Source organism: Streptomyces venezuelae (assembly GCF_008642315.1).
GTDB classification, from domain to species: domain Bacteria; phylum Actinomycetota; class Actinomycetes; order Streptomycetales; family Streptomycetaceae; genus Streptomyces; species Streptomyces venezuelae_D.
This window is the reverse complement of sequence record NZ_CP029192.1, coordinates 1,539,645-1,562,381: the sequence shown is the minus strand read 5'-3', so window position 1 is coordinate 1,562,381 and position 22,737 is coordinate 1,539,645. Positions and strand designations below refer to the sequence as shown.

The window sequence follows — 22,737 nt, the reverse complement described above, 5'->3', positions numbered from 1 at the left end:
AGTCCCACCCGTGTCGAACCGGGAACGTGATCGTTTCTTCTCTACGTGAGAAGGAGTCGATCTTGACCGGGTGGGCGCGGCTCGGCGGCGGTCTCGGCATCGTCGTGAGCCTGTGCCCGGTGCCGGGTCTGACTGTTGACGCGCAGGTCGGCGCGCACGTGGACACGTACGCGGGCGCGCTCGGCGTGGTCCTCTCGGAGCGGCTCGAGATCTGCCGCGAGGACCGCCCGGGCGTCCGCGGCGACGCAGACGCCCACGCCGACGTAGCCGTAGCCGTGAAGACCGATGTCGTACCCGATGTCGTGCCCGAGCGGCATGCCCCGCCGGGCCCCGGCGCCCCGCCCGCCCCGCCCGCGAAAGCGGCCCCCCGCGCGGCCGGACCACCCGCCCCCGCGCCCCCCGCCGACCGCCCGCCCCGCGCCGCGCCCCGCGTGCGGGAACTCCACGTCCCCGTACGCCTGGAATCCCGCCCCGCGCGCCCCGCACCCGGCCCACCGCCCCGCCCCGCCCTCTCGGCGCCCGGCTACCGCCCCGCCGAGAAGCCCGAGCGCGAGGGCGGGCGGTCCATGGTCACCACCACGATGGTCGTCACCACCCCCGCGGTCCTCGCCGCCGCGCTGCTGCGTCCGCGCTCCCGCTCCGCCGCGTCCGGCACGTCCGGCGCCGCTTCCCGCCCCACCCCGCCCTCCGGAGGCCCCTCGTGACGGAATGGTTCGTACTCGGTCTGGCCATGGTGCTGGCCTGCGCGATCGTGCTGGCCGTGACCGTGATCAGACACCGCAGGGTGCCCGAGGACGACGACACCAGCGAGACGCCGGACGTCCTGGAGTACATGGTGATGATGGTCGGCGTCGTGTACGCGATCGTCCTCGGCCTCGCCATCGCCGGTGTCTGGGAGGCCCGCGGCGCCGCCCAGGACGGCACCCGCGACGAGGCACAGGCCCTGCACGAGATCAGCAGGCGTGTGCAGGTCTACCCGGCGGACGCGCGGGAACGCGTCGAGCGCGACGTACGGCGCTACAGCGAGCACGTGACCACCGTCGAGTGGCCGCACATGATCGAGGAGCACCGGCTCACGGACCGGGGCGGCGAACTCCTCGACACGCTGCGCCGGGACATCGCCCGCCGCCCGCCCGCGAGCGAACTGGAGGCGCAGACCTACCAGCCGCTCCTCGACCAGGTGGCCGCCGCCGACGAGGCGCGCAGGGCGCGGGCCGACAACGCGGAGGAGACCCTGCCCGGCGTGGTCTGGTTCGGCCTCGTCGCCGGGGCATTCGTCACGGTCGGACTGATCTTCACGCTGCAGATCAGACGCTCGTCCAGGGAGCTGCTGCTGGCCGGGACCTTCAGCGCCCTGATCGCCTTCCTCCTCTTCCTGGTGTGGAACTTCGACGCGCCGTTCGGCAGGACCGCGTCGGAGACGACGACGGCCTTCCAGGACCTGATCAGTGCGTGACCTGCCGCTGCGTGAGCCGGTGCGCCTCCACCGCGAGCGACACCTCCACCAGGTCCCGCGGGCGGGCCAGTGAGCGCGCGGTCAGCTGTTCCAGGCGGCGCAGGCGGTTGAAGACGGTGTTGCGGTGGCAGTACAGGCGGCCGGCCGCCCGCCCCGCCGAGCCCTCGCACGCCAGCCAGGCGTCGAGCGTCTCCAACAGCACGGCCCGGTCGGCCGGTTCGAGGGCGAGGACCTCACCGAGGACCTCCGACACGAGCCGCCCCGCCAGCTCCGGCTGGCTCACCACCAGCGCCGTCGGCATCCGCTGGTCCAGCCGGACGATGCCGGTCGCGTCCGGCGGACACGTGCGCAGCGCCAGCTCCGCGAGCCGTCGCGCGTGGCCGAGCTCCGCGAGCCCGGCCACGACGGGGCTGATGCCGCCCGGCCCCGGGCACCGCCCGTCGAGCAGCCGGGCCAGACCGTCGAGACCCTCGTCCGCGCCGAGCGCGACCACGCCGACCTCGCAGTCCGTCCGCATCCGCCAGACGAACCGGAACCCGGCCCGCTGGATCTGCCGGTGGAACGCCTCACGTCCGTCGCGCCGCTCCGCGCGGAGCACGATCACCGCGTACGGGCCGTGCTCGGGCAGATCGAGGCCCGCGGCGGCCCGCGCGGCGAGCCCCGGCGCCGACCTGCCCTCCAGGAGCGCGTCGAGCAGCGCCTGCAACTGTTCGTCGGTGCGCCGCCGCAACTCCAGCTCCGTCGCGCGGTACGCGTCCGACGCCACGGCCGCCTGCGCGTCCACCGCCGACCACACCATCGTGGCCGAACGCATCAGGACCGCGAGCTTCTCCGGGTCCTTGCCCGCGGTGCCCTCCAGGAGGGAGTCCCACACGAGGTAGCCCGCGTTGCGGTACGAGTGCACCAACAGGTCCAGGGGAAGCCCCTGTTGAGCACGGCGCCGGCCCGCCTCCTCCGCGTACTCCAGGTCGCGGCGCGGCGAGGCCCGCGGGGCCGAGATCGCCTCGATGCCGATCCGCATGGCCTCCTCGGCCTCCCGCCACTGCACGTCGTACGGCAGGACGCTCCCGTACACCGACGAGTGCTCGCCGAGCTGCCGCAGATGCTGGTCGACCAGCTCGGGCAGCCGGGGCAGGAGCGCGGTGCACGCCTCCTTGAGGAGCTTCCAGTCGTGTCCGGTCCGAGGCCTGCGTCCGTTCGCGAGCCCGCTCATCGTTCCCCCCGTCGCCGCGCGCCAGGGCGCCGTCGGCACGGCGCTGCTGGGGAGGATGCCATTGCTCCGCCCCCTCCGGCAGGCCCCTGACACGGGGTGTTGTGCCCGTGCACAACGGCGGGCCGCCACCGGTGGTCTCCCGCAGCGTTTCCCCCACAGCCCGTGGACGGGCGGCCCTCGCGGTGCTGGGGTGAGCGCCACACGACGGCGGACGTGCCGTACGGGACGAGGGAGGCGGTACGTGGGCGGCTCGGATGCGGAGGACAGGGGAGGGGGCCGGGGGAATCAGCCCGGGCACGGTGGGGGACTTGTCGTGCGGGATGTCTCCGTGGGGTACGGGCCCGTGCGGGCGTTGCGACGCGTCTCGCTCGAACTGCCGCACGGCACCGTCGTCGCCGTGCTCGGCGGCAACGGCGCGGGCAAGTCGACGCTGCTGCGGGCCGTTTCGCGCACCCTCTCCTTCCAGGGCGGGGCGCTCACCTCGGGGTCCGTCCACTTCGACGGGCGCCGCATCGACGGCCTCTCGGCGGACCGGGTCGTCGCCGCCGGGATCTCCCACGTGCCCGAGGGGCGGCAGGTGTTCGCGCGGATGACCGTCACCGACAACCTGCGGGCGGGATCGCTCGGCGCCACCGGATCGCGCGCCGCCAGGGCGGACGCCCTGCGACGCGTCCACGCCCTCTTCCCCGTGCTCGCCGAACGCGGCGCCCAACGCGCCGGACTGCTCTCCGGCGGCGAGCAGCAGATGCTCGCGGTCGGCAGGGCGCTCATGGCCTCGCCGCGCGTGCTCCTCCTCGACGAACCCTCCCTGGGACTCGCCCCGCTCATGGCCGCGCGCATCGCCGACACCATCCGCGAGATCAACGCGCAGGGCACCTCCGTGCTCCTCGTCGAGCAGAACGCCGCCCTCGCACTGCGGCTCGCCACCACCGCGTACGTCCTCGACGTCGGCGAGGTCGCCCTGTCAGGGCCCGCCGACGAACTCGCCGCCTCCGACGAGGTGCGCCGCCGCTACCTGGGCGTGGTCGACGAGGACGCGGCGGCCGACGCGACCCGCGGGATCGGCGTACTGCCGACGCTGCGGCGCTGGGAGGCCGGACGATGACGCAAGAAGCCGTACCCGCCCTCGACGTCCGTGACCTGACCGTCCGGTTCTCGGGGCTCACCGCCCTCGACGCCGTCAGCTTCACCGTCCGCCCCGGCACCGTGCACGCCGTCATCGGACCGAACGGCGCGGGCAAGTCCACCTGCTTCAACGTCCTGTCCGGCGTCTACCGCGCCACCTCCGGCAGCGTCCGCTTCGGCGACCACGAGCTCACCGGACTGCGCCCGCACCGCATCGCGGAGCTCGGCGTCGCCCGCATCTTCCAGAACCTCGCCCTGCCGCCCCGCGCCACCGTCGCCGACAGCCTCCTCCTCGGCCGCCACCGGCTGACCCGCGCCGGCTTCATGGCCGCCGGACTCCGGCTCCCCTCGGCCGCCCGCGAGGAACACCGCCACCGCGAACGCGTCCGCGAGATAGCGGCCTTCGTCGGCCTGGAGGACCGGCTCGACCAGCCCGCGGGCGCCCTGCCCTACGGCCAGCAGAAACTCGCCGAGCTCGCCCGCGCCCTCTGCATGGAGCCGCGCCTGCTGCTCCTCGACGAACCCGTCGCCGGCATGACCGCCGACGAACGGCGCCGCACCGCGGCCGTCATCGCGGGCGTCCGCGACAGCCTCGGCATCTCGATCGTCCTGGTGGAACACGACATGGGGGTGGTGATGCGGCTCGCGGACGCGGTGACCGTACTCGACTTCGGGCGCCGGATCGCCGACGGCGCCCCCGCCGACGTACAGAACGATCCTGCGGTCGTACGCGCCTACCTGGGCGAGGGCGACCGGACCGACCGGACCGGGGACGGAGAGGGACGACGACCGTGACCACCTTCACCGAGCTCCTCCTCAACGGCATCTCCATGGGATCGGTCTACGCCCTCATCGCCCTCGGCTTCGTCGTCATCTTCCGAGCCACCGAGGTGGTCAACTTCGCCCACGCCTCACTGCTCCTCGCGGGCGGCTACATCACCGCGTCCCTCCACGACGACCTCGGCTTCTGGCCGGCCCTGCTCGTCGGCATCGCGGGCGCCGCGGTGGTCGGCGCGGCCGTCGAGTTCCTCGTCATGCGCCGCTACCGGGGCTCCGACCACAGCGTGCTCGCCATCGTCACCATCGGCGTCGACATCCTGCTCACCACCGAACTCACCCGCCGCCTCGGCACCGACGTCCTGCCGCTCGGCGACCCGTGGGGCGACGACGTGCTGACCATCGGGCCGATCTCCCTCGCGCACACCCGCATCGCCGCGTTCGTCGCCGCCGCCCTGCTCATCACCGCCTTCCTCCTCGCCTTCCGCTACACGTCGTGGGGCGTGGCGATGCGGGCCGCCGCCGAGAGCCCGGAGACCGCCGCGCTGATGGGCGTACGGCTGGGCAGGGTGTCGCTCGGCGCATGGGCGGTCGCGGGGGCGCTCGCGGCCGTGGCCGCGCTGTTCCTCACCGTCTTCCCGACGCCAGGCCTTGAGCGCGCCACCTCGCTCGCCGCCCTGAAGGCGTTCCCCGCGGCGATCCTCGGCGGCCTCGACTCCACCACGGGCGCGCTCGTCGGCGGCCTGGTGGTGGGCGTCACCGAGTCCCTCGCCACCGGCTACCAGAGCGAGCTCAGCTTCCTCGGCCGCGGGCTCGGCGACCTCGCGCCCTACCTCGTCATGACCGTCATCCTGCTGATGCGACCCGCCGGGCTGTTCGGCACGAAGGAGCTCGCCCGTGTCTGAGGCCCCCGTCTCCAAGGCCCCCGCCTCCGAGCCCGCCGACGCCGTCACCGCCCCCGCCGCACGCCCCGTCCGCCGTACGCCGCTCAGCCGTCCCCGCACCTACCTGTGGGCCGCCTGCGCGGCACTCCTCCTCGCGCTGCCGTTCTACCTGGACCGTTTCTGGCTCCAGGCGGGCCTCTTCGCGATGGCCGCCGCCATCGGCGCGATCGGCATCAACCTCCTCACCGGCGCCACCGGCCAGCTCTCCATGGGACACGCGTTCTTCCTCGCCATCGGGGCGTACGGCTACTGCGTCCTGGCAGGCGACGGGGGAGACGGCCTGACCGGGCTCGGCCTGCCGACCTGGCTCGCCGCGACCCTCGCCGTGGTGCTCGCCGGGCTCGCGGGCGGCCTCTTCAGCCCCATCGCGGGCCGCCTGAGCGGCGCCTACCTCGGCATCGCGACCCTCGCGCTGATCTTCATCGGGCAGCACGTGCTCTTCAACGCCCACGACCTCACCGGCGGCTCCAACGGACGCGACGTGCCGCCCCTGAACGTCTTCGGCATCGCCTTCGACGAGAGCGAGGTCGTGGTCGCCGCCGTCCCGTTCGGTGCCGTCGAGAAGCTGTGGTACGCGGGACTCGTGCTGCTCCTCGGCTGCGGGCTCTTCGCCCGCGGCGTGCTGCGCGGCCGCCCGGGGCGGGCCATGAACGCGATCCGCGACCACCGCGTCGCCGCGGGCGTGCTGGGCGTCCCGGTGGCCCGCTACCGCGCCGGGGTCTTCGTCCTGTCGTCCATGTACGCGGGCCTCGCCGGGGTGCTCCTCGCCCTGGTCTTCCAGCGCACCGTCCCCGACTACTTCGGCATGACGCTCTCGCTTGAATACCTCGCCATGATCGTGATCGGCGGCCTCGGCTCGGTCGCGGGAGCCGTCGCGGGCGCCGCCCTCGTCTCCCTGCTGCCCCAGCTGCTGACCCGGTACAGCGACGCGCTGCCCCTGGTCTCGGCCCCCGGCACCGGCGGGATCTCACCGGGCGAGGCGTCCCGGTATCTGTACGGCGCCGCCGTCGTGGCGGTGGTGCTCTTCCTGCCCGGCGGCCTGGTGAGCATCGCCGCCCGGCGCGGCAGACAAAGACCAGGCACTCCAGGGGAGGAAGCATGAAAGCACTGACCAGGGCCACCGCGGCCGCCACGGCGCTCGCCGCGCTGCTTGCGCTGTCGGCGTGCAGCTCGAAGGCCAAGGACGACGGGGCCGACGGCGACAAGGGCGCGGGCGGGGTGAAGACCGGCGACGGCGTCACCAGCGAGACGATCGACCTCGGCGTGCTCACCGACATGACCGGCGTCTACGCCACCCTCGGCAAGAGCGTCACCCAGGCCCAGCAGCTCTACGTCGACCAGACCAACGCGGACGGCGGCATCTGCGGCCGCAAGCTGAAGCTGACCGTCCGCGACCACGGCTACGACCCGCAGAAGGCCGTCGCCGCCTACACCGAGCTGGAGCCGAAGGTCCTCGGCTTCGCCCAGTTCATCGGCTCCCCGTTCGTCGCCGCCGTCGAGCAGCGCGTCGACGCCAACAAGGGCCTCGTCCTGCCGCAGGCCTGGTCGGCGAACCTGCTGGGCAGCCCGTACGTGCGCGTGGTCGGCTCCACGTACGACCTGGAGACGATCAACGCGATCGACTTCCTGATGAAGGAGAAGGGCCTCAAGAAGGGCGACAAGCTCGGCCACGTCTACTTCGAGGGCGACTACGGAGAGAACGCCCTCAAGGGCTCGCAGCACATGGCCGACGAGGCGGGCCTCACGGTCGTCGAGCAGAAGATCAAGCCGACGGACAACGACATGACGGCCCAGGTCTCCGCTCTGAAGAAGGCGGGTGTCAAGGCCGTCGTGATCAGCGCGGGCCCGCGCCAGGCCGCCTCACTGGTCGGCGTCGCGGCGGCGGGGCGCTTCGACGTCCCGGTCATCGGCAACAACTCGGCGTTCGCCCCGCAGCTCCTCGCCACGCAGTCGGGCCCTGCCCTGATGAAGAACTACTACGTGGCCTCGCCCACGCTGCCCATCGGCGCGGACACGCCGGAGGCGAAGAAGCTCGTCGCCGACTACCAGAAGGCCCACCCGAAGGACTCCCTCGACAACGGCGTCGTGGCGGGCTGGACGGCCGCGTCCGTCTTCGGCGAGGCACTGAAGGCGGCGTGCGACAGGAAGGACCTCACGCGCGAGGGCGTGGGCAAGGCGCTCCTCACGATCGACGACTTCGACGCGGGCTTCGGCGTCACCCAGAACTTCAGCGACCCGAAGGCCCCCTCGTCGAAGGAGAGCGTCATCCTCCAGCCGGACAAGAAGGCGACGGGCGGCATGAAGGTGGTACGTCAGCCCAGTACTGCGGAGGCAGCGACGGGCTACACCGCCGGGGGCTGATTTTTGAGCCCGTCCGGCGATTGAGGACGAGCCCGAAGGGCGACAGACGGCACGCGAAGGGGGGCCTGAACCAAAAGGTTCAGGCCCCCCTTCACACCGCTCAAGTGCCGCTAAGGCAACTGCGCTGCCCGAGCCTCACGCCGGTTCCCCCGAAAGTTGTTCACCCTCCGAGCCGTGGCGAAGAGGGGAATCACCGCACCCAGGACGAGCTGCAGCGCGCAGCCGGTCTGCAGCAGCAGCTGGCCGCCGGGAGCCTCGAACGCCCACGCCGCGAGCAGCCCCATCGCCGCGACGATCCAGGAGAGCATGGCCACCGCGAGGGGACCGCGCGGCTTCGGGTACTCGACGCGGCTGACCATGAGCCACGCCGTGCCGATGATCGCGAGGAGCGTCGCCACGAAGGGCAGCTCCAGGAGCACGATCGAGACGACCGTCAGCGCCCCGAAGGGAGACGGCATGCCCTGGAAGGTGCCGTCCTTCACGGTCACGCACGAGAACCGCGCAAGCCGCAGCACCACCGCCAACAGCACGACGATCGCGCCGACCGCCGCCACCCGCTGGTGCGCGTCGTCGGCGACCATGCCGTAGACCAGGACGAAGTACGCCGGGGCCAGACCGAAGCTGATCAGGTCCGACAGGTTGTCCAGCTCCGCGCCCATCGGCGACGACCGCAGCTTGCGGGCCACCAGACCGTCGAAGAGGTCGAAGACGGCCGCGCAGAGCATCAGGATCACGGCGGTCGCGGCGGAGTGCCGCGCCATGCCGCTCTCGTTGCTGCCCTGGAGGTGCGGGATGAGGATGCCCGTGGTGGTGAAGTACACCGCCATGAACCCGCACGTGGCGTTGCCGAGCGTGAGGGTGTCCGCTATCGAGAGGCGCAGTGAGAGAGGCATCTCCTCGTCGGCCTCGTCCTCCACCGCCTCGGGCACCCAGCCCGCCTGTGTCTCTGGATCAACCACGGTCAATGCGAGTCACCCCAGCCACGGTCTTCTGACCGACCTCGACGTCCACCTCGATACCCTCGGGGAGGTAGATGTCGACGCGCGAGCCGAAACGGATCAGGCCGATCCGCTCACCCTGCTCCACCTTCGTGCCCTGCGGCACGTACGGAACGATGCGCCGCGCGACCGCGCCCGCGATCTGGATCATCTCGATGTCGCCGAGCTCGGTGTCGAAGTGCCAGACAACGCGCTCGTTGTTCTCGCTCTCCTTGTTGAACGCCGGGACGAACCCGCCGGGGATGTGCTCCACGGACGTCACGGTGCCCGCCAGGGGCGCGCGGTTGACGTGGACGTTCAGCGGGCTCATGAAGATCGCGACGCGGGTGCGCCCGTCCTTCCACGGCATGATGCTCTGCACCACACCGTCGGCCGGAGAGATGACACGGCCCTGGGCGATCTCGCGCTCGGGGTCGCGGAAGAACCACAGCATGCCGGCCGCGAGGGCGGTGGCAGGGACGGCTACGGCCGCGGCGCCCTTGGAACGGCGTGCGCGGGCGAGGCTGAGTGCCGCGGTGGCGACGGTGGGCAGGAGCCACGGCGATGCTCCGCGGGCAAGGCGTCCCTGGAGAATGCCGTCGCGTGGTGCAGAGGTTTGGCTGTGGGGCATGGATGACCTTCGTAGCGGATGAGGCCGCGCAGGGAATGGGGGACGGCGGCTTTTCCGGATGTTATCGGTTGCGAGCCACAACTGGGCAAGCCAGGAAGCCGAGTCCGCGGCTGAAGAGTGTTGACAGGGTGTGATCTTCTTCTCGGCGAAAGTGGCCCAAACCGGGCATCTAGCCCTGGAATCGATACTCTTCGAGTAGCCGTCGGCCAATGATCATTTTCTGGATCTCGGCGGTACCTTCACCGATCAGCAGCATGGGTGCCTCCCTGTAGAGGCGCTCGATCTCATACTCCTTCGAGAAGCCGTATCCACCATGGATCCGGAACGCATCCTCCACGACTTCCTTGCAGTACTCGGAGGCGAGGTACTTCGCCATGCCTGCTTCGAGGTCGTTTCGCTCCCCGGAGTCCTTTTTGCGTGCTGCGTTCACCATCATCGCATGGGCGGCCTCGACCTTGGTAGCCATCTCGGCCAGCTTGAACTGAATGGCCTGGTGCTGTGCGATGGCCTTGCCGAAAGTGTGACGTTGCTGGGCATACGAGACACCCAGTTCGAAGGCACGCTGAGCGACGCCACAGCCACGAGCTGCGACATTGACGCGTCCGACCTCGACGCCGTCCATCATTTGGTAAAACCCTCGGCCGGTGACCCCGCCGAGCACACGATTGGCCGGAATTCGCAGTCCGTCCATGATGAGTTCGGTCGTGTCGACGCCCTTGTAACCCATCTTGTCGATCTTCCCGGGGATGGTGAGTCCCGGCCGGACCTCTCCGAAGCCGGGCTCCTTCTCCACGAGGAAGGTCGTCATCGACTTGTGGGGCGCCGTGCCCTCCGGGTGTCCTTCGTCACTCCGGCACAGAACGGCCACCAGAGTCGACGTTCCACCGTTGGTGAGCCACATCTTCTGACCGTTGAGAACGTACTCGTCGCCGTCCTTGACGCCCTTGGACGTGATGGCCGACACATCGGAGCCGAGCCCCGGCTCCGACATCGAGAACGCGCCCCGCACCTCGCCGGCCGCCATCCGCGGCAGGAAGGTCTCCTTCTGCTCCTGCGTGCCGTGCTGCTTGAGCATGTAAGCAACGATGAAGTGGGTGTTGATGATGCCGGAGACCGACATCCAGCCACGCGCGATCTCCTCGACGCACAGCGCGTACGTGAGCAACGACTCGCCCAGACCGCCGTACTCCTCCGGGATCATGAGCCCGAAGAGGCCCAACTCCTTGAGGCCGTCGACGATCTGCTGCGGGTACTCGTCACGGTGCTCCAGGTCGGTCGCGACAGGGATGATCTCCTTGTCGACGAAGTCCCGGACGGTGGCCAGGATCTCCTGCTGGATGTCGGTGAGACCGGCGGTCTGCGCGAGTCGGCTCATGGCTACTTCTCCGTGCTCTTCGAAGGGGCGTTCAGCTCCGGGCGGCCGGGCTGTTCGCCGCCGCGCTCCTTGATGTACGTCTCTGTGGGAACCATCACCTTGCGGCGGAACACGCAGACCAGCGTGCCGTCCTGCTTGTAGCCCTTGGTCTCCACGTACACGATGCCGCGGTCCGACTTGGACCGGGACGGCGTCTTGTCGAGGACCGTCGTCTCGCCGTAGATCGTGTCGCCGTGGAAGGTCGGCGCCACGTGCTTCAGCGACTCGATCTCCAGGTTGGCGATGGCCTTGCCGGAGACGTCGGGGACGGACATGCCGAGGAGCAGCGAGTAGATGTAGTTGCCCACGACGACGTTCTTCCCGAAGTCGGTCGTCTTCTCCGCATAGTTCGTGTCCATGTGGAGGGGGTGGTGGTTCATGGTGAGCAGGCAGAAGAGGTGGTCGTCGTACTCGGTGACCGTCTTTCCGGGCCAGTGCTTGTACACGGCGCCGACTTCGAACTCTTCGTAGGTGCGGCCGAACTGCATGTGTCCTACGCCTCCGGGGCCTCGAACTTGGACGTGCGGGTCATCCCTGCCGCACGGCCCTTCCCGGAGATGACCAGCGCCATCTTCCGGCTGGCCTCGTCGATCATCTCGTCGCCGAGCATCGCCGAGCCCTTCTTGCCGCCCGCCTCGGACGTGTAGTACTCGTACGCGTCCAGGATCAGCTCGGCGTGGTCGAAGTCCTCCTGCGAGGGCGAGAACACCTCGTTGGCGGCCTCCACCTGGCCGGGGTGCAGGACCCACTTGCCGTCGAAGCCGAGCGCCGCGGCGCGGTTCGCGACCTCGCGGTAGCCGTCGACGTTCTTGATCTGGAGGTAGGGGCCGTCGATCGCCTGGAGGTTGTTGGCGCGGGCGGCCATCAGGATCTTCATCAGGATGAAGTGGTAGGCGTCCGCCGGGTAGCCGGGCGGCTGCTCGCCGACGACCAGGGACTTCATGTTGATGGACGCCATGAAGTCGGCCGGGCCGAAGATGATGGTCTCCACGCGCTGGGAGGCCTCGGCGATCGCGTTGACGTTGTTGAGGCCCTGCGCGTTCTCGATCTGCGCCTCGATGCCGATCTTGCCGACCTCGAAGCCCATCGTCTTCTCGATCTGGGTGAGGAGCAGGTCGAGGGCGACGACCTGCTCGGCCGTCTGCACCTTCGGCAGCATGATGCAGTCGAGGTTCTGGCCCGCGCCCTCGACGACGGTCACGACGTCGCGGTACGTCCACTCGGTCGTCCAGTCGTTGACGCGCACGACCCGCGTCTTGCCCGTCCAGTCGCCCTCGTTGAGGAACTTGACGATGGTGTGCCGCGCCTCGGGCTTGGCGAGCGGCGCGCAGGCGTCCTCCAGGTCGAGGAAGACCTGGTCGGCGGGGAGGCCCTGGGCCTTCTCCAGGAAGCGGGGGTTCGACCCCGGCACCGCGAGACAGGAGCGGCGCGGACGAAGGCGGTTGATGGGCGCGGTGGGCGCAGTCATGCGGGGACCTCCAGGGGGTCGAGGTGGTTCGCTTTCCGGATCTCGTCGACGATACGGCCGATGATCTCGGTGATGCCGAAGTCCTTGGGGGTGAAGACGGCGGCGACACCCGCCGCCTTCAGGTCCTCGGCGTCGCTGTTGGGGATGATGCCGCCGGCGATGACGGGGATGTCGGTGGCGCCGGCCTTGCGGAGCCGCTCCAGCACGTCCGGGACGAGCTCGGCGTGCGAGCCGGAGAGGATCGACAGGCCGACGGCGTGGACGTCCTCGGCGAGCGCCGCGTCGACGATCTGCTCGGGCGTGAGGCGGATGCCCTGGTAGACCACTTCGAAGCCGGCGTCGCGCGCGCGGACCGCGATCTGCTCGGCGCCGTTGGAGTGTCCGTCGAGGCCCGGCTTGCCGACCAGGAAGCGGAGCCGGCCGCCGCCGAGGTCCTCGGCCGTCCGCGCGACCTTCTCGCGGACGAGGGCGAGCGGCGTGCCCTCCTCGGCCGCGACGGCCACAGGAGCGCTTGAGACGCCCGTAGGGGCCCGGAACTCCCCGAAGACCTCCCGGAGTGCCCCGGCCCACTCCCCGGTCGTCACACCGGCGCGTGCGCACTCCAGGGTGGCCTCCATGAGGTTGCCCGTGCCGGCCGCCACCTCCTTGAGCCGCTCCAGGGCCTTGCAGGGGCGGGGGTGGTTGAACGGCGGCTGGTAGCGGGTGTCGCGCCACTGCTTGAGGGCGTCCACGACGCGGGCCTCGACCGCCGGGTCGACGGTCATGATCGCCCCGTCCAGGTCCGAGGTGAGCGGGCTCGGCTCCGTGGACTCGTAGGAGTTCACGCCGACGATCTTCTCCTGGCCGGACTCGATGCGGGCCCGGCGCTCCGCGTGGGAGGAGACGAGCTGCGACTTGAGGTAGCCGGACTCGACGGCGGCCATCGCGCCGCCCATCTTCTCGATGCGGTCCATCTCCGCGAGGGAGTCCTCGACGAGCGCGTCCACCTTGGCCTCGATGACGTGCGAGCCCGCGAAGATGTCCTCGTACTCGAGGAGGTCGCTCTCGTGCGCGAGGACCTGCTGGATGCGCAGCGACCACTGCTGGTCCCAGGGCCGGGGCAGGCCCAGCGCCTCGTTCCAGGCGGGCAGCTGCACGGCGCGCGCGCGTGCGTCCTTGGAGAGCGTGACGGCCAGCATCTCCAGGACGATGCGCTGGACGTTGTTCTCCGGCTGGGCCTCGGTCAGACCGAGGGAGTTGACCTGCACGCCGTAGCGGAACCGGCGCTGTTTCGGGTTCTCGATGCCGTACCGCTCGCGCGTGACCTGTTCCCAGATCCGCCCGAACGCCCGCATCTTGCACATCTCCTCGATGAACCGGACTCCGGCGTTCACAAAGAAGGAGATGCGGGCCACGACGTCCCCGAACTTCTCCTCGGGGACCTGCCCCGAGTCGCGTACGGCATCGAGAACCGCGATGGCGGTGGACATCGCGTACGCGATCTCCTGGACCGGTGTGGCCCCCGCCTCCTGGAGGTGGTAGCTGCAGATGTTGATCGGATTCCACTTGGGGATCCGCGCCACCGTGTACGTGATCATGTCGGTGGTGAGGCGCAGGGAGGGACCCGGCGGGAAGACGTGCGTCCCGCGCGAGAGGTACTCCTTGACGATGTCGTTCTGTGTCGTCCCCTGGAGCTTGGTGATGTCCGCACCCTGCTCCTCCGCGACCACCTGGTAGAGCGCCAGGAGCCACATGGCGGTGGCGTTGATCGTCATCGAGGTGTTCATCTGCTCCAGGGGGATGTCCTGGAACAGCCGCCGCATGTCACCCAGGTGCGAGACGGGCACACCGACCCGGCCGACCTCGCCGCGCGCGAGGATGTGGTCGGGGTCGTAGCCGGTCTGCGTGGGCAGGTCGAACGCGACCGAGAGGCCCGTCTGCCCCTTGGCGAGGTTGCGCCGGTACAACTCGTTGGACGCCTCCGCCGTGGAGTGACCGGCGTACGTCCGCATGAGCCACGGCCGGTCCTTCTGACGCTCTGTCATCTTGCGCTGCTCCTCAGTGCGTTCAGACGTTCCGGAAGCGGTTGATCGCGTCGATGTGCTCGGCGCGCATCTCCGGGTCGCGCACTCCCAGGCCCTCCTCGGGCGCGAGGGCGAGGACGCCGACCTTGCCCTGGTGGAGGTTGCGGTGGACGTCGTAGGCGGCCTGGCCGGTGTCCTCCAGGGAGTAGACCTTGGAGAGCGTCGGGTGGATCTTGCCCTTGGCGATCAGGCGGTTGGCCTCCCAGGCCTCGCGGTAGTTGGCGAAGTGCGAGCCGATGATGCGCTTGAGGGACATCCACAGGTAGCGGTTGTCGTACTCGTGCATGTAGCCCGAGGTCGACGCGCAGGTGGTGATGGTGCCGCCCTTGCGGGTGACGTAGACGCTGGCGCCGAAGGTCTCGCGGCCGGGGTGCTCGAAGACGATGTCGATGTCCTCGCCGCCGGTGAGCTCGCGGATGCGCTTGCCGAAGCGCTTCCACTCCTTGGGGTCCTGGGTCTGCTCGTCCTTCCAGAACTTGTAGCCCTCGGCATTGCGGTCGATGATCGCGTCGGCGCCCATGGCGCGGCAGATCTCCGCCTTCTGCGGGCTGCTCACCACGCAGATGGGGTTGGCGCCGCCCGCGAGCGCGAACTGCGTGGCGTAGGAGCCGAGTCCGCCGCTCGCGCCCCAGATCAGGACGTTGTCGCCCTGCTTCATGCCGGCGCCGTTGCCGGACACCAGCTGGCGGTACGCGGTGGAGTTCACCAGGCCGGGGGAGGCGGCCTCCTCCCAGCTCAGGTGGCCCGGCTTGGGCATCAGCTGGTTGGACTTGACCAGGGCGATCTCGGCGAGGCCGCCGAAGTTGGTCTCGAAGCCCCAGATGCGCTGCTCGGGGTCGAGCATCGTGTCGTTGTGGCCGTCGGACGACTCCAGCTCGACGCTCAGGCAGTGCGCGACGACCTCGTCACCCGGGGTCCAGGCGTTCACGCCGGGGCCGGTGCGCAGGACGACGCCCGCGAGGTCGGATCCGATGATGTGGTACGGCAGGTCGTGGCGCTTGGTGAGCTCGCTGAGCCGGCCGTAGCGCTCCAGGAAGCTGAAGGTCGACAGCGGCTCGAAGATCGAGGTCCACACCGAGTTGTAGTTGACCGAGGAGGCCATGACGGCCACCAGGGCCTCGCCGGGGCCGAGTTCGGGGATCGGCACGTCGTCGAGGTGGAGCGACTTGCGGGGGTCCTTGTCGCGGGTCTCCAGACCCGTGAACATCTCCGCGTCTTCCTTGTGCACGGTGATCGCGCGGTACGAGTCGGGCAGCGGGAGAGCGGCGAAATCTGCGGATGTGACCGTGGCCGAGCCACTCGCGGTCGCGGTTTGAGCCTGAATCGCGTCCAGGATTTCCTTCACGGTTTACCTCCGGCGGAAGCGCTGAGGGGGCGCTCTTCGAAAGGGGATACGTCAGGGTTTGTTGCGATGCTCTGGAGGGGTGTGCCGTCGGTTCGGCGAAGGGTGGTGCTCGGCAACGCCTTGGTGTGGCGCGGGAGGTGCCTGTGACGCAGGCGTCCGGGCGCGCAAGCCGTGGCTTGAGGGGACAGCCGACGTGCGCGAGATCTCTGCACGCCGGCCGCCCGGACAACATCAACGTATGGCACCGCGTGCCAACGGGCAAGACACTGGGTGCCATTAATTTTTGACCGATGATCGATCACCGCAGGTCAGAGGGGGTGGCGGGCATGGCGAAGGGGGCGCTACCGAAAGGTAGCGCCCCCTTCTAAGTCACGCATGAAGGCGGATCAAAACCTGCCTAGGAACACCCGAACGCGCGCGCCGGGAACCCCCTGGAGACCCCCTAGGAACGCTCCCTGAGCGCCTTCTCGATGGTCCGCATGACCTCGTCCAGCGGCGCGTCCGTACGCGCCACGGCGACCAGCACCTCGCCCTGCTCGGACACCGTCGCGGGCGCGGTGGCCGGCATCGTGTCGCGGCCCGCGCCGATCCCCGTGCCGAAGGTGCGCCGGACGATCGCGAACGCGTGGTCCAGATGGGTCTCCACGTCGCCCTGGCCGCCCGCCCGCAGCCACCGCCGCAGGACGTGGTTGTGCGCGGTGACGACCGCGGACGCGGCGACCTCGGCGAGCAGCGGGTCGTCGTTGCCGTCGTGGTGCGCCTGCTCGTCGAAGTGGCCCAGCAGATAGCGCGTGAACAGCCGCTCGTAGCGGGCCACCGAGGCGATCTCGCGCTCACGGAGCGTGGGGACCTCACGGGTGAGGCGGTAGCGCTCCACGGAGACCGCGGGCGACGCCGCGTACATCTTCATGACTTCCTTGATGCCGCGGCACACCGTGTCCAGCGGGTGCTCGTGCGGCGGAGCCGCGTTGAGGACCGCCTCCGCGCGGATCAGGGTGTCGTCGTGGTCCGGGAAGATCGCCTCTTCCTTGGAGCGGAAGTGGCGGAAGAAGGTCCGGCGGGCCACCCCGGCCTGTGCGGCGATCTCGTCGACCGTCGTCGCCTCGTACCCCTTGGACGCGAAGAGCTCCATGGCAGCGGCCGCCAGCTCCCGGCGCATCTTGAGCCGTTGGGCGGCGGCACGGCTGCCCGCGGCACTCTCGGGAGCGTCGGGGGTTGCGTTGCGTGAGGACTTGGCGGCCTTGGACATGCCATGAACGTACTGCATATGCGCGCCACGGTGCTCCTGAGGGACGGGGCTGCCCGAGGGTTCGAGCAGCCCGCCCCAGTCCGTCCGTTCCCCCGGTCGCTCCTCGGCCTGCTCAGCGCCGCGCATATTCGCGGAAGCCACGGCCCGTCTTGCGGCCGAGGCAGCCCGCGGCCACCAGGTGTTCGAGCAGCGGCGCCGGGGCCAGGCCCGGGTCGCGGAACTCGCGGTGCAGGACCTTCTCGATGGCCAGCGACACGTCCAGGCCGACGACGTCCAGGAGCTCGAAGGGGCCCATGGGGTAGCCGCCGCCGAGCTTCATCGCCGCGTCGATGTCGTCCAGCGAGGCGTAATGCTCCTCGACCATCTTGATCGCGTTGTTCAGGTACGGGAACAGCAGCGCGTTCACGATGAAGCCGGCACGGTCGCCGCAGTCCACCGGGTGTTTGCGGATCTTCGTGCACACCTCGCGCACCGTGGCCCGCACGTCGTCCGTCGTCACCACCGTGCGGACCACCTCGACCAGCTTCATCGCGGGGGCCGGGTTGAAGAAGTGCATGCCGATCACGTCGCGCGGCCGCGAGGTGGCGCGGGCGCAGGCGACGACCGGCAGCGAGGACGTCGTGGTCGCCAGGATCGCGCCCGGCTTGCAGACCTTGTCGAGCGTCGCGAAGAGCTGCCGCTTGATGTCCAGGTCCTCCGCGACGGCCTCCAGCGCCAGATCGACGTCCGCGAACGCCTCGTACGACCCCGCGGGCGTGATCCGCTCCAGCGTCTGCGCCGCCGCCTCCGCCGTCATCCTGCCCTTGTCCACGGAGCGGGACAGGGACTTCCCGATCCGGGACTTCGCGGTCTGCGCCTTCTCCTCGGTCCGCGCGGCGAGGACCACGGAGAAGCCCGCCTTGGCGAAGACCTCCGCGATGCCGGACGCCATCGTCCCCGAGCCCGCGACGCCGACCGAGCGGACCGTGCGTCCCGGCGCGCGCTCCTCGTCCTCCACGGGGGTCAGCGCGTCGCGCACCACCTCCGGGCTGCCCGCCTCCGCGTACGTGTAGAAGCCGCGGCCCGCCTTGCGGCCGGTCAGCCCCGCCTCGCTCAGCTGCCTGAGGATCGGCGCGGGCGCGTGCAGGCGGTCCTGCGACTCGGCGTACATGGCGTCCAGGACCGTGCGGGCGGTGTCCACGCCGATCAGGTCGAGCAGCGCGAGCGGCCCCATCGGCAGACCGCAGCCGAGCCGCATCGCCGCGTCGATGTCCTCGCGGGACGCGTACTTCGCCTCGTACATCGCGGCGGCCTGGTTGAGGTAGCCGAAGAGCAGTCCGTCGGCGACGAAGCCCGGCCGGTCGCCGACCGCGACGGGCTCCTTGCCCAGCGCGAGCGCCAGGTCGGTCACCGCGGCGACGGCGGCGGGCGCGGTCAGCACGGACGACACGACCTCGACCAGCTTCATCGCGGGCGCCGGGTTGAAGAAGTGCAGGCCCAACACCCGCTCCGGGCGCTGCGATTCTGCGGCGAGACGGGTCACGGAGAGCGCGTTGGTGCCGGTCGCGATGATGGTCCCGGGGCGCACGACGGCGTCGAGCTCGCGGACGACCTGCTGCTTGACCTCGTACGACTCCGGGACGACCTCGATGACCAGGTCGGCGTCGGCCGCGGCACGCAGGTCGGTGAAGGTGCGGAAGCGGGTGAGGATGCCGCGGCGCTCCTCCTCGGTGAGGCGCTCTCGGCGCACGGCGCGGGCGGTCGAGGCCTCCAGGGACTCGACGGCGCGGGAGGCCGCGGCCTGGCAGATGTCGATGCCGATGACCTCGCGGCCCGCCCGGGCCAGGACCTCGGTGATGCCGGTGCCCATCGTGCCCAGGCCGATGACGGCGACGGTGTTCAGGGGAGCGTCCATGCGTGGACTCCAGGAAGAGAGTGACGACTGAGGGGCGCGCGGGTACGGCTGTGTCAACTGCCGCACGGCGAGCGGGAAGTGGTGTCGCGTCCGGGCGGCGCGCAGGGCACGCCCGGTGAGGGGGAGTCGACCGGCTCTGTCCCGGAGCCACGTCGTACTGAGGTACGTGATGTACCGAACCGACCAGACACTCACGGCGGCTGCGTCACCAGGCCACCGCGAGAAAGGAACTGCTACGAGGAGTGTGCCCCGCTCACATGAGACTAACCGGCGAGTAACGAGCGCGCCAGCCCGCGATGTTTTCCCGTGTCTGTGATCTACATCGCGACCACGGATAAGGCTTAGGCTCGCGACCATGGATGAGGAGTCGCGGACGGTGACGGAACGCTTACGGGCGGAGGCGGGCGGATCCAAGGAGTACGAGAGGCTGCTCGCCGCGGAGGATCCCGACGAGCTCGCCGAGGTGCTCGTCTCACCGGGGCAGCCTCTGTGGGCCCGGGAGTTGGCCGCCTTCAGACTCGGCGTCGCGGGTGACCGCAGGGCCTTCGAGTCGCTCGTCCTCCTCCTGAACCACCGGGACCCACCACGCTGCGCCGCCGCGGCCCACGCCCTGGCCCGCCTCGGCGACCCGCGCACGGCACGCGCGGCCGCCGCCCTCGCGACGAACGAACTCCGCGTCGCCTACGCCTTGTACCCGGTGCGTCTGCTCACCGAGCTCCGCGCCCCGGAGTCCGCGCCCGCGCTGATCACCACGCTGCAGCGCAGACTGGCGCCGCACGACCCCTTCGGCAAGATCGCGCTCGCCTGCGTGGAGGGCCTGGGAGCACTCGGCGACGCCCGCGCCAGGCCGGTCCTGACGGCCGCCCGAGGCCACCCCCGCCTCGCGGCGGCGGCGTCGGCGGCCCTGGCCCGCCTCCCGCAGGACGACGGCAGGACCGGCTGACGGGGACGGCGCCGGTGGCGGGTGCGTCGGCTCATGCACCCATCGTGGACCACGGGTGTGACAGTGCCCTCGGCTTCGCCTTCGTCGGGGCCTGCGGCTTCGGGTCGGGGCCGGCCTCGCAGACCGCGTCGACGCCGCCGTCGCCGGTCGGTACCTTGCCGGTCGTCAGGTACACCGCCAAGTGCCGGTCCAGGCACTTGTTTCCGCTGAGGGTGACGCCGTGGTTCCCGCCGCCCTCTTCGACCACCAGGCGGGAGCCCCGCAGCTTGCGGTGGAGGTTGACGGCTCCGTCGTACGGGGTGGCCGGGTCGTCCGTGCCCTGGAACAGCAGGACGGGCGGCAGTTCGGAGTTGGCGACGTCCGGCTGGCTCAGGTGGTGCGTCGGCCAGAAAGCGCACGGAGCGTTGTACCAGGCGTTGTTCCAGGTCGTGAACGGTGCCTGCGCGTGCGTCCGGTCGTTGTCCTCGCGCCACGTCCGCCAGTCGCGCGGCCACTGCACGTCCCGGCACTGCACGGCGCTGTAGACGCTGTAGCCGTTCTCGCCCGCGGCGTCGACCGCGCCGAACGTGTCGTACGCGGCGACGAGCGGTTTGCCGTTCCCGTCGTTCACGTACGCGGCGAACGCCTTGGCCAGGCGGGGCCAGTAGCCGTTGAAGTAGCCGCCGGGCAGGAAGGTGTCCTCCAGTTCGGCGGCGCCCACCTTCTTGCCCGCGGGCTTCTCGGCGAGCGCCTCGCGCATCTCGTACCACTTGGCCTCGACGCCCGAAGGGTTCTCGCCGAGTCCGTAGGCCGCGTCATGACGGGCGATCCAGGCCATGAACGCCTTGTGGCGCTCGTCGAAGGCCCGGTCCTGGCGGAGGTTGGAGTCGTACCAGACGCCCGTGGGGTCGACGAGGGAATCGAGCGCCATGCGCCGCACCCGGTGCGGATAGAGCCTTCCGTAGAGGGCTCCCAGATACGTGCCGTAGGAGTAGCCGAAGAAGCTGATCCGCTCGGCGCCGAGAGCCGCGCGGATGTCGTCCATGTCCTGGGCCACGCTCACCGAGTCGATGAAGGGCAGGACGTCGCCGTACTTCTCGCCGCACGCCTTCGCGAAAGCCCGCGCCCTGCGCAGGTTGGCGCGCTCCAGGGCGGCGGTGGCGGGGACGGCGGCAGGGCGCACCGGGTCGAAGTGGCCCGGCCTGCAGTTGAGCGCGGGCCTGCTCCTGCCGACCCCGCGCGGGTCGAAGCCCACGATGTCGTACTGCGCGGCCGCCTTCTCGGGCAGCGACTTCGCGACGAACCCGGCCATCGACAGTCCGCTGCCGCCGGGGCCGCCGGGGTTCACCAGGAGCGGCCCCTGGGAGGTGTCGGCGGTGTGCGGGACGCGGGTCAGGGCGAGGGTGATCTGCCGTCCGTGGGGCTCCTGGTGGTCGAGTGGCACCTTCAGGGACGCGCACTGGAGCGTGGGATGGTCCTTGGTGGCGCACTTCTTCCATGCCAGCGGGCCGCGCTCGGCCGGGACTCCCGACGCGGGCGGCACCGCCGCGGCCAGCGCCGCCGTCACGGCGGCGACCGTGCACAGTACGAGGGCATGTTTCTTCATCCGGCCTCCCAGAGCGGCGGGTTCGGGGCCCGGGGGGCCGCGATCTCCGGCGCATCCTGCCGGACCGCCCTCCTCCTGAGCGCCCGTCCCGGCCGGGAACAACCCGAACGGGCCAAGCCGGTCAGAGAAGCGTGAGCTGAGTGGGTCCCGCGGCGGGCTCGGGCGCGTGGGGGACCCGGATCCGTCGGGCGGCGCCCGCGCGCGAGGGCCCGATGCCGAACTCCTCGGCCAGTTCGTGCACTTGGCGGGTGATGCGGCGCTGGTACCACTTGGGGGCGTAGGCGCCCTCCGCGTACAGCCGCTCGTACCGCCGCACCAGGTGCGGGTGGTGGCGGCCGAGCCACGCCATGAACCACTCCCGTGCCCCGGGCCGCAGATGCAGCACCAGCGGCGTCACCGAGGTCGCCCCCGACTCGGCGACGGCCCGCACCGTGGCGCGCAGCTGGTCCGGGTGGTCGCCCAGGAAGGGGATGACCGGTGCCATCAGGACGCCGCAGCCGATGCCGTGCTCGGTGAGGGTGCGCACGGCGTCGAGGCGGCGCTCGGGCGCCGGGGTGCCCGGCTCGACGGTGCGCCACAGCCCTTCGTCGACGAAGCCCACCGAGACGGAGATCCCGACGTCCGTCACCGCGGCGGCCTGTCGCAGCAGGTCCAGGTCGCGCAGGATCAGCGTGCCCTTGGTCAGGATGGAGAACGGGTTCCCGCGGTCGCGCAGGGCCGCGATGATCCCCGGCATCAGCCGGTACCGGCCCTCCGCGCGCTGGTAGCAGTCCACGTTCGTGCCCATGGCGATGTGGTCGCCGTGCCAGCGCGGCGAGGCGAGCTGGCGCCGCAGCAGTTCGGCGGCGTTGACCTTGACGACGATCTGGCTGTCGAACCCGAGGCCGGTGTCCAGGTCCAGATAGCTGTGCGTCTTGCGCGCGAAACAGTAGACGCACGCGTGCGTGCACCCCCGGTAGGGGTTGACCGTCCATTCGAACGGCATGCGGGACGCGCCCGGCACGCGGTTCACGATCGACCTGGCACGTATCTCGTGGAACGTGATCCCTCTGAACTCGGGGGTGTCGAACACCCTCGTCGTCACCGCGTCCGCGCCGAACAGCGCGGCGTCCGCGGTGCCACGGCGCGGCCCGTCGGAAAGGTTCTCCCAGCGCATGACGCCTCCTCGGTAGCACTGACCACAGAATAGAACATACGTTCCCTTGATCGTGCGACCCCCGGTCTCTTGATAGCGTTCCGTCAAGCGCGACCCGCGCGACACCGCTGCGACGAGGGAGGTTGATGAATATGGC

At 70.6% G+C, this 22,737-nt stretch carries 20 protein-coding genes; 8 read left to right on the top strand and 12 right to left on the bottom strand.

From position 1 onward, the window contains the following. The first annotated feature begins 62 nt into the window (after positions 1-62). Together DEJ48_RS06495 and DEJ48_RS06490 are read left to right on the top strand one after the other, a co-directional pair. Positions 63-704 carry a hypothetical protein gene (locus tag DEJ48_RS06495; RefSeq protein ID WP_150215252.1) on the top strand — a complete coding sequence of 214 codons (642 nt, stop codon included), beginning with the start codon at positions 63-65 and terminating at the stop codon, positions 702-704. Then, complete coding sequence (locus DEJ48_RS06490; RefSeq protein WP_150215251.1) at positions 701-1,456, top strand: DUF4239 domain-containing protein; 756 nt, start codon at positions 701-703, stop codon at positions 1,454-1,456. The genes DEJ48_RS06495 and DEJ48_RS06490 overlap by 4 nt, the downstream gene beginning before the upstream one ends. On the opposite strand, the gene DEJ48_RS06485 is transcribed toward DEJ48_RS06490, so the two are convergent. Next, complete coding sequence (locus tag DEJ48_RS06485; protein ID WP_150215250.1) at positions 1,446-2,669, bottom strand: PucR family transcriptional regulator; 1,224 nt, start codon at positions 2,667-2,669, stop codon at positions 1,446-1,448. The genes DEJ48_RS06490 and DEJ48_RS06485 overlap by 11 nt on opposite strands. Positions 2,670-2,982: 313 nt before the next feature. On the opposite strand from DEJ48_RS06485, the gene DEJ48_RS06480 reads away from it, so the two are divergent. From DEJ48_RS06480 to DEJ48_RS06460, 5 genes are read left to right on the top strand one after another with little or no spacing between them, the layout of a single operon-like run. After that, entirely contained in the window at positions 2,983-3,774 is a 792-nt protein-coding gene (locus DEJ48_RS06480) for an ABC transporter ATP-binding protein (RefSeq protein ID WP_150215249.1), read from the top strand. Continuing rightward, positions 3,771-4,589, top strand: coding sequence for an ABC transporter ATP-binding protein (locus DEJ48_RS06475; RefSeq protein WP_150215248.1), 819 nt, complete (start codon positions 3,771-3,773; stop codon positions 4,587-4,589). The genes DEJ48_RS06480 and DEJ48_RS06475 overlap by 4 nt, the downstream gene beginning before the upstream one ends. Next, positions 4,586-5,476, top strand: a complete 891-nt coding sequence (locus DEJ48_RS06470) for a branched-chain amino acid ABC transporter permease (protein ID WP_150215247.1) — start codon at positions 4,586-4,588, stop codon at positions 5,474-5,476. Before DEJ48_RS06475 ends, DEJ48_RS06470 begins: the two co-directional genes overlap by 4 nt. Further along, positions 5,469-6,617, top strand: coding sequence for a branched-chain amino acid ABC transporter permease (locus DEJ48_RS06465; RefSeq protein ID WP_411757427.1), 1,149 nt, complete (start codon positions 5,469-5,471; stop codon positions 6,615-6,617). Before DEJ48_RS06470 ends, DEJ48_RS06465 begins: the two co-directional genes overlap by 8 nt. Further along, on the top strand, positions 6,614-7,876 hold the full coding sequence (locus DEJ48_RS06460; RefSeq protein ID WP_150215246.1) for an ABC transporter substrate-binding protein: 1,263 nt from the start codon (positions 6,614-6,616) through the stop codon (positions 7,874-7,876). Before DEJ48_RS06465 ends, DEJ48_RS06460 begins: the two co-directional genes overlap by 4 nt. Before the next feature lie 110 nt (positions 7,877-7,986). Here the strand turns inward: DEJ48_RS06460 and pssA are convergent, their stop codons facing one another. From pssA to DEJ48_RS06415, 9 genes are all read right to left on the bottom strand, one after another. Next, a complete protein-coding gene (gene pssA / locus DEJ48_RS06455; protein ID WP_150174018.1) occupies positions 7,987-8,841 on the bottom strand; it encodes a CDP-diacylglycerol--serine O-phosphatidyltransferase in 855 nt (284 codons plus the stop codon). Further along, positions 8,828-9,484 carry a phosphatidylserine decarboxylase gene (locus DEJ48_RS06450; protein WP_150215245.1) on the bottom strand — a complete coding sequence of 219 codons (657 nt, stop codon included), beginning with the start codon at positions 9,482-9,484 and terminating at the stop codon, positions 8,828-8,830. The genes pssA and DEJ48_RS06450 overlap by 14 nt, the downstream gene beginning before the upstream one ends. Positions 9,485-9,653: 169 nt before the next feature. Beyond that, positions 9,654-10,859, bottom strand: coding sequence for an acyl-CoA dehydrogenase family protein (locus DEJ48_RS06445; protein WP_150215244.1), 1,206 nt, complete (start codon positions 10,857-10,859; stop codon positions 9,654-9,656). 2 nt (positions 10,860-10,861) lie between these two features. Then, the gene (locus DEJ48_RS06440) at positions 10,862-11,386 is read right to left on the bottom strand and encodes a MaoC family dehydratase (protein ID WP_150187061.1); all 525 of its coding nucleotides are present in this window, start codon (positions 11,384-11,386) and stop codon (positions 10,862-10,864) included. Between the two features lie 5 nt (positions 11,387-11,391). Further along, positions 11,392-12,366 carry an HpcH/HpaI aldolase/citrate lyase family protein gene (locus DEJ48_RS06435; RefSeq protein ID WP_150174024.1) on the bottom strand — a complete coding sequence of 325 codons (975 nt, stop codon included), beginning with the start codon at positions 12,364-12,366 and terminating at the stop codon, positions 11,392-11,394. Then, a complete protein-coding gene (locus tag DEJ48_RS06430; RefSeq protein WP_150215243.1) occupies positions 12,363-14,390 on the bottom strand; it encodes a protein meaA in 2,028 nt (675 codons plus the stop codon). Before DEJ48_RS06430 ends, DEJ48_RS06435 begins: the two co-directional genes overlap by 4 nt. Before the next feature lie 22 nt (positions 14,391-14,412). After that, positions 14,413-15,774 (bottom strand): crotonyl-CoA carboxylase/reductase, encoded by a 1,362-nt coding sequence (gene ccrA / locus DEJ48_RS06425; RefSeq protein ID WP_411757426.1) that lies wholly within the window; start codon positions 15,772-15,774, stop codon positions 14,413-14,415. 442 nt (positions 15,775-16,216) lie between these two features. Then, positions 16,217-17,023 (bottom strand): TetR family transcriptional regulator, encoded by an 807-nt coding sequence (locus tag DEJ48_RS06420; RefSeq protein ID WP_190537236.1) that lies wholly within the window; start codon positions 17,021-17,023, stop codon positions 16,217-16,219. A 112-nt stretch (positions 17,024-17,135) separates the two neighbouring features. Further along, positions 17,136-18,917, bottom strand: a complete 1,782-nt coding sequence (locus tag DEJ48_RS06415; protein ID WP_150215242.1) for a 3-hydroxyacyl-CoA dehydrogenase family protein — start codon at positions 18,915-18,917, stop codon at positions 17,136-17,138. Positions 18,918-19,272: 355 nt separating this feature from the next. Between DEJ48_RS06415 and DEJ48_RS06410 the strand changes: the two genes are divergently transcribed. Then, positions 19,273-19,860 carry an adenylosuccinate lyase gene (locus DEJ48_RS06410; protein WP_150215241.1) on the top strand — a complete coding sequence of 196 codons (588 nt, stop codon included), beginning with the start codon at positions 19,273-19,275 and terminating at the stop codon, positions 19,858-19,860. Positions 19,861-19,891: 31 nt separating this feature from the next. Here DEJ48_RS06410 and DEJ48_RS06405 read toward each other — a convergent pair whose 3' ends face one another. Further along, a complete protein-coding gene (locus DEJ48_RS06405) occupies positions 19,892-21,445 on the bottom strand; it encodes an alpha/beta hydrolase (RefSeq protein ID WP_150215240.1) in 1,554 nt (517 codons plus the stop codon). A 121-nt stretch (positions 21,446-21,566) separates the two neighbouring features. Beyond that, positions 21,567-22,601 carry an Rv2578c family radical SAM protein gene (locus DEJ48_RS06400; protein WP_150215239.1) on the bottom strand — a complete coding sequence of 345 codons (1,035 nt, stop codon included), beginning with the start codon at positions 22,599-22,601 and terminating at the stop codon, positions 21,567-21,569. Positions 22,602-22,737 lie beyond the last annotated feature (136 nt).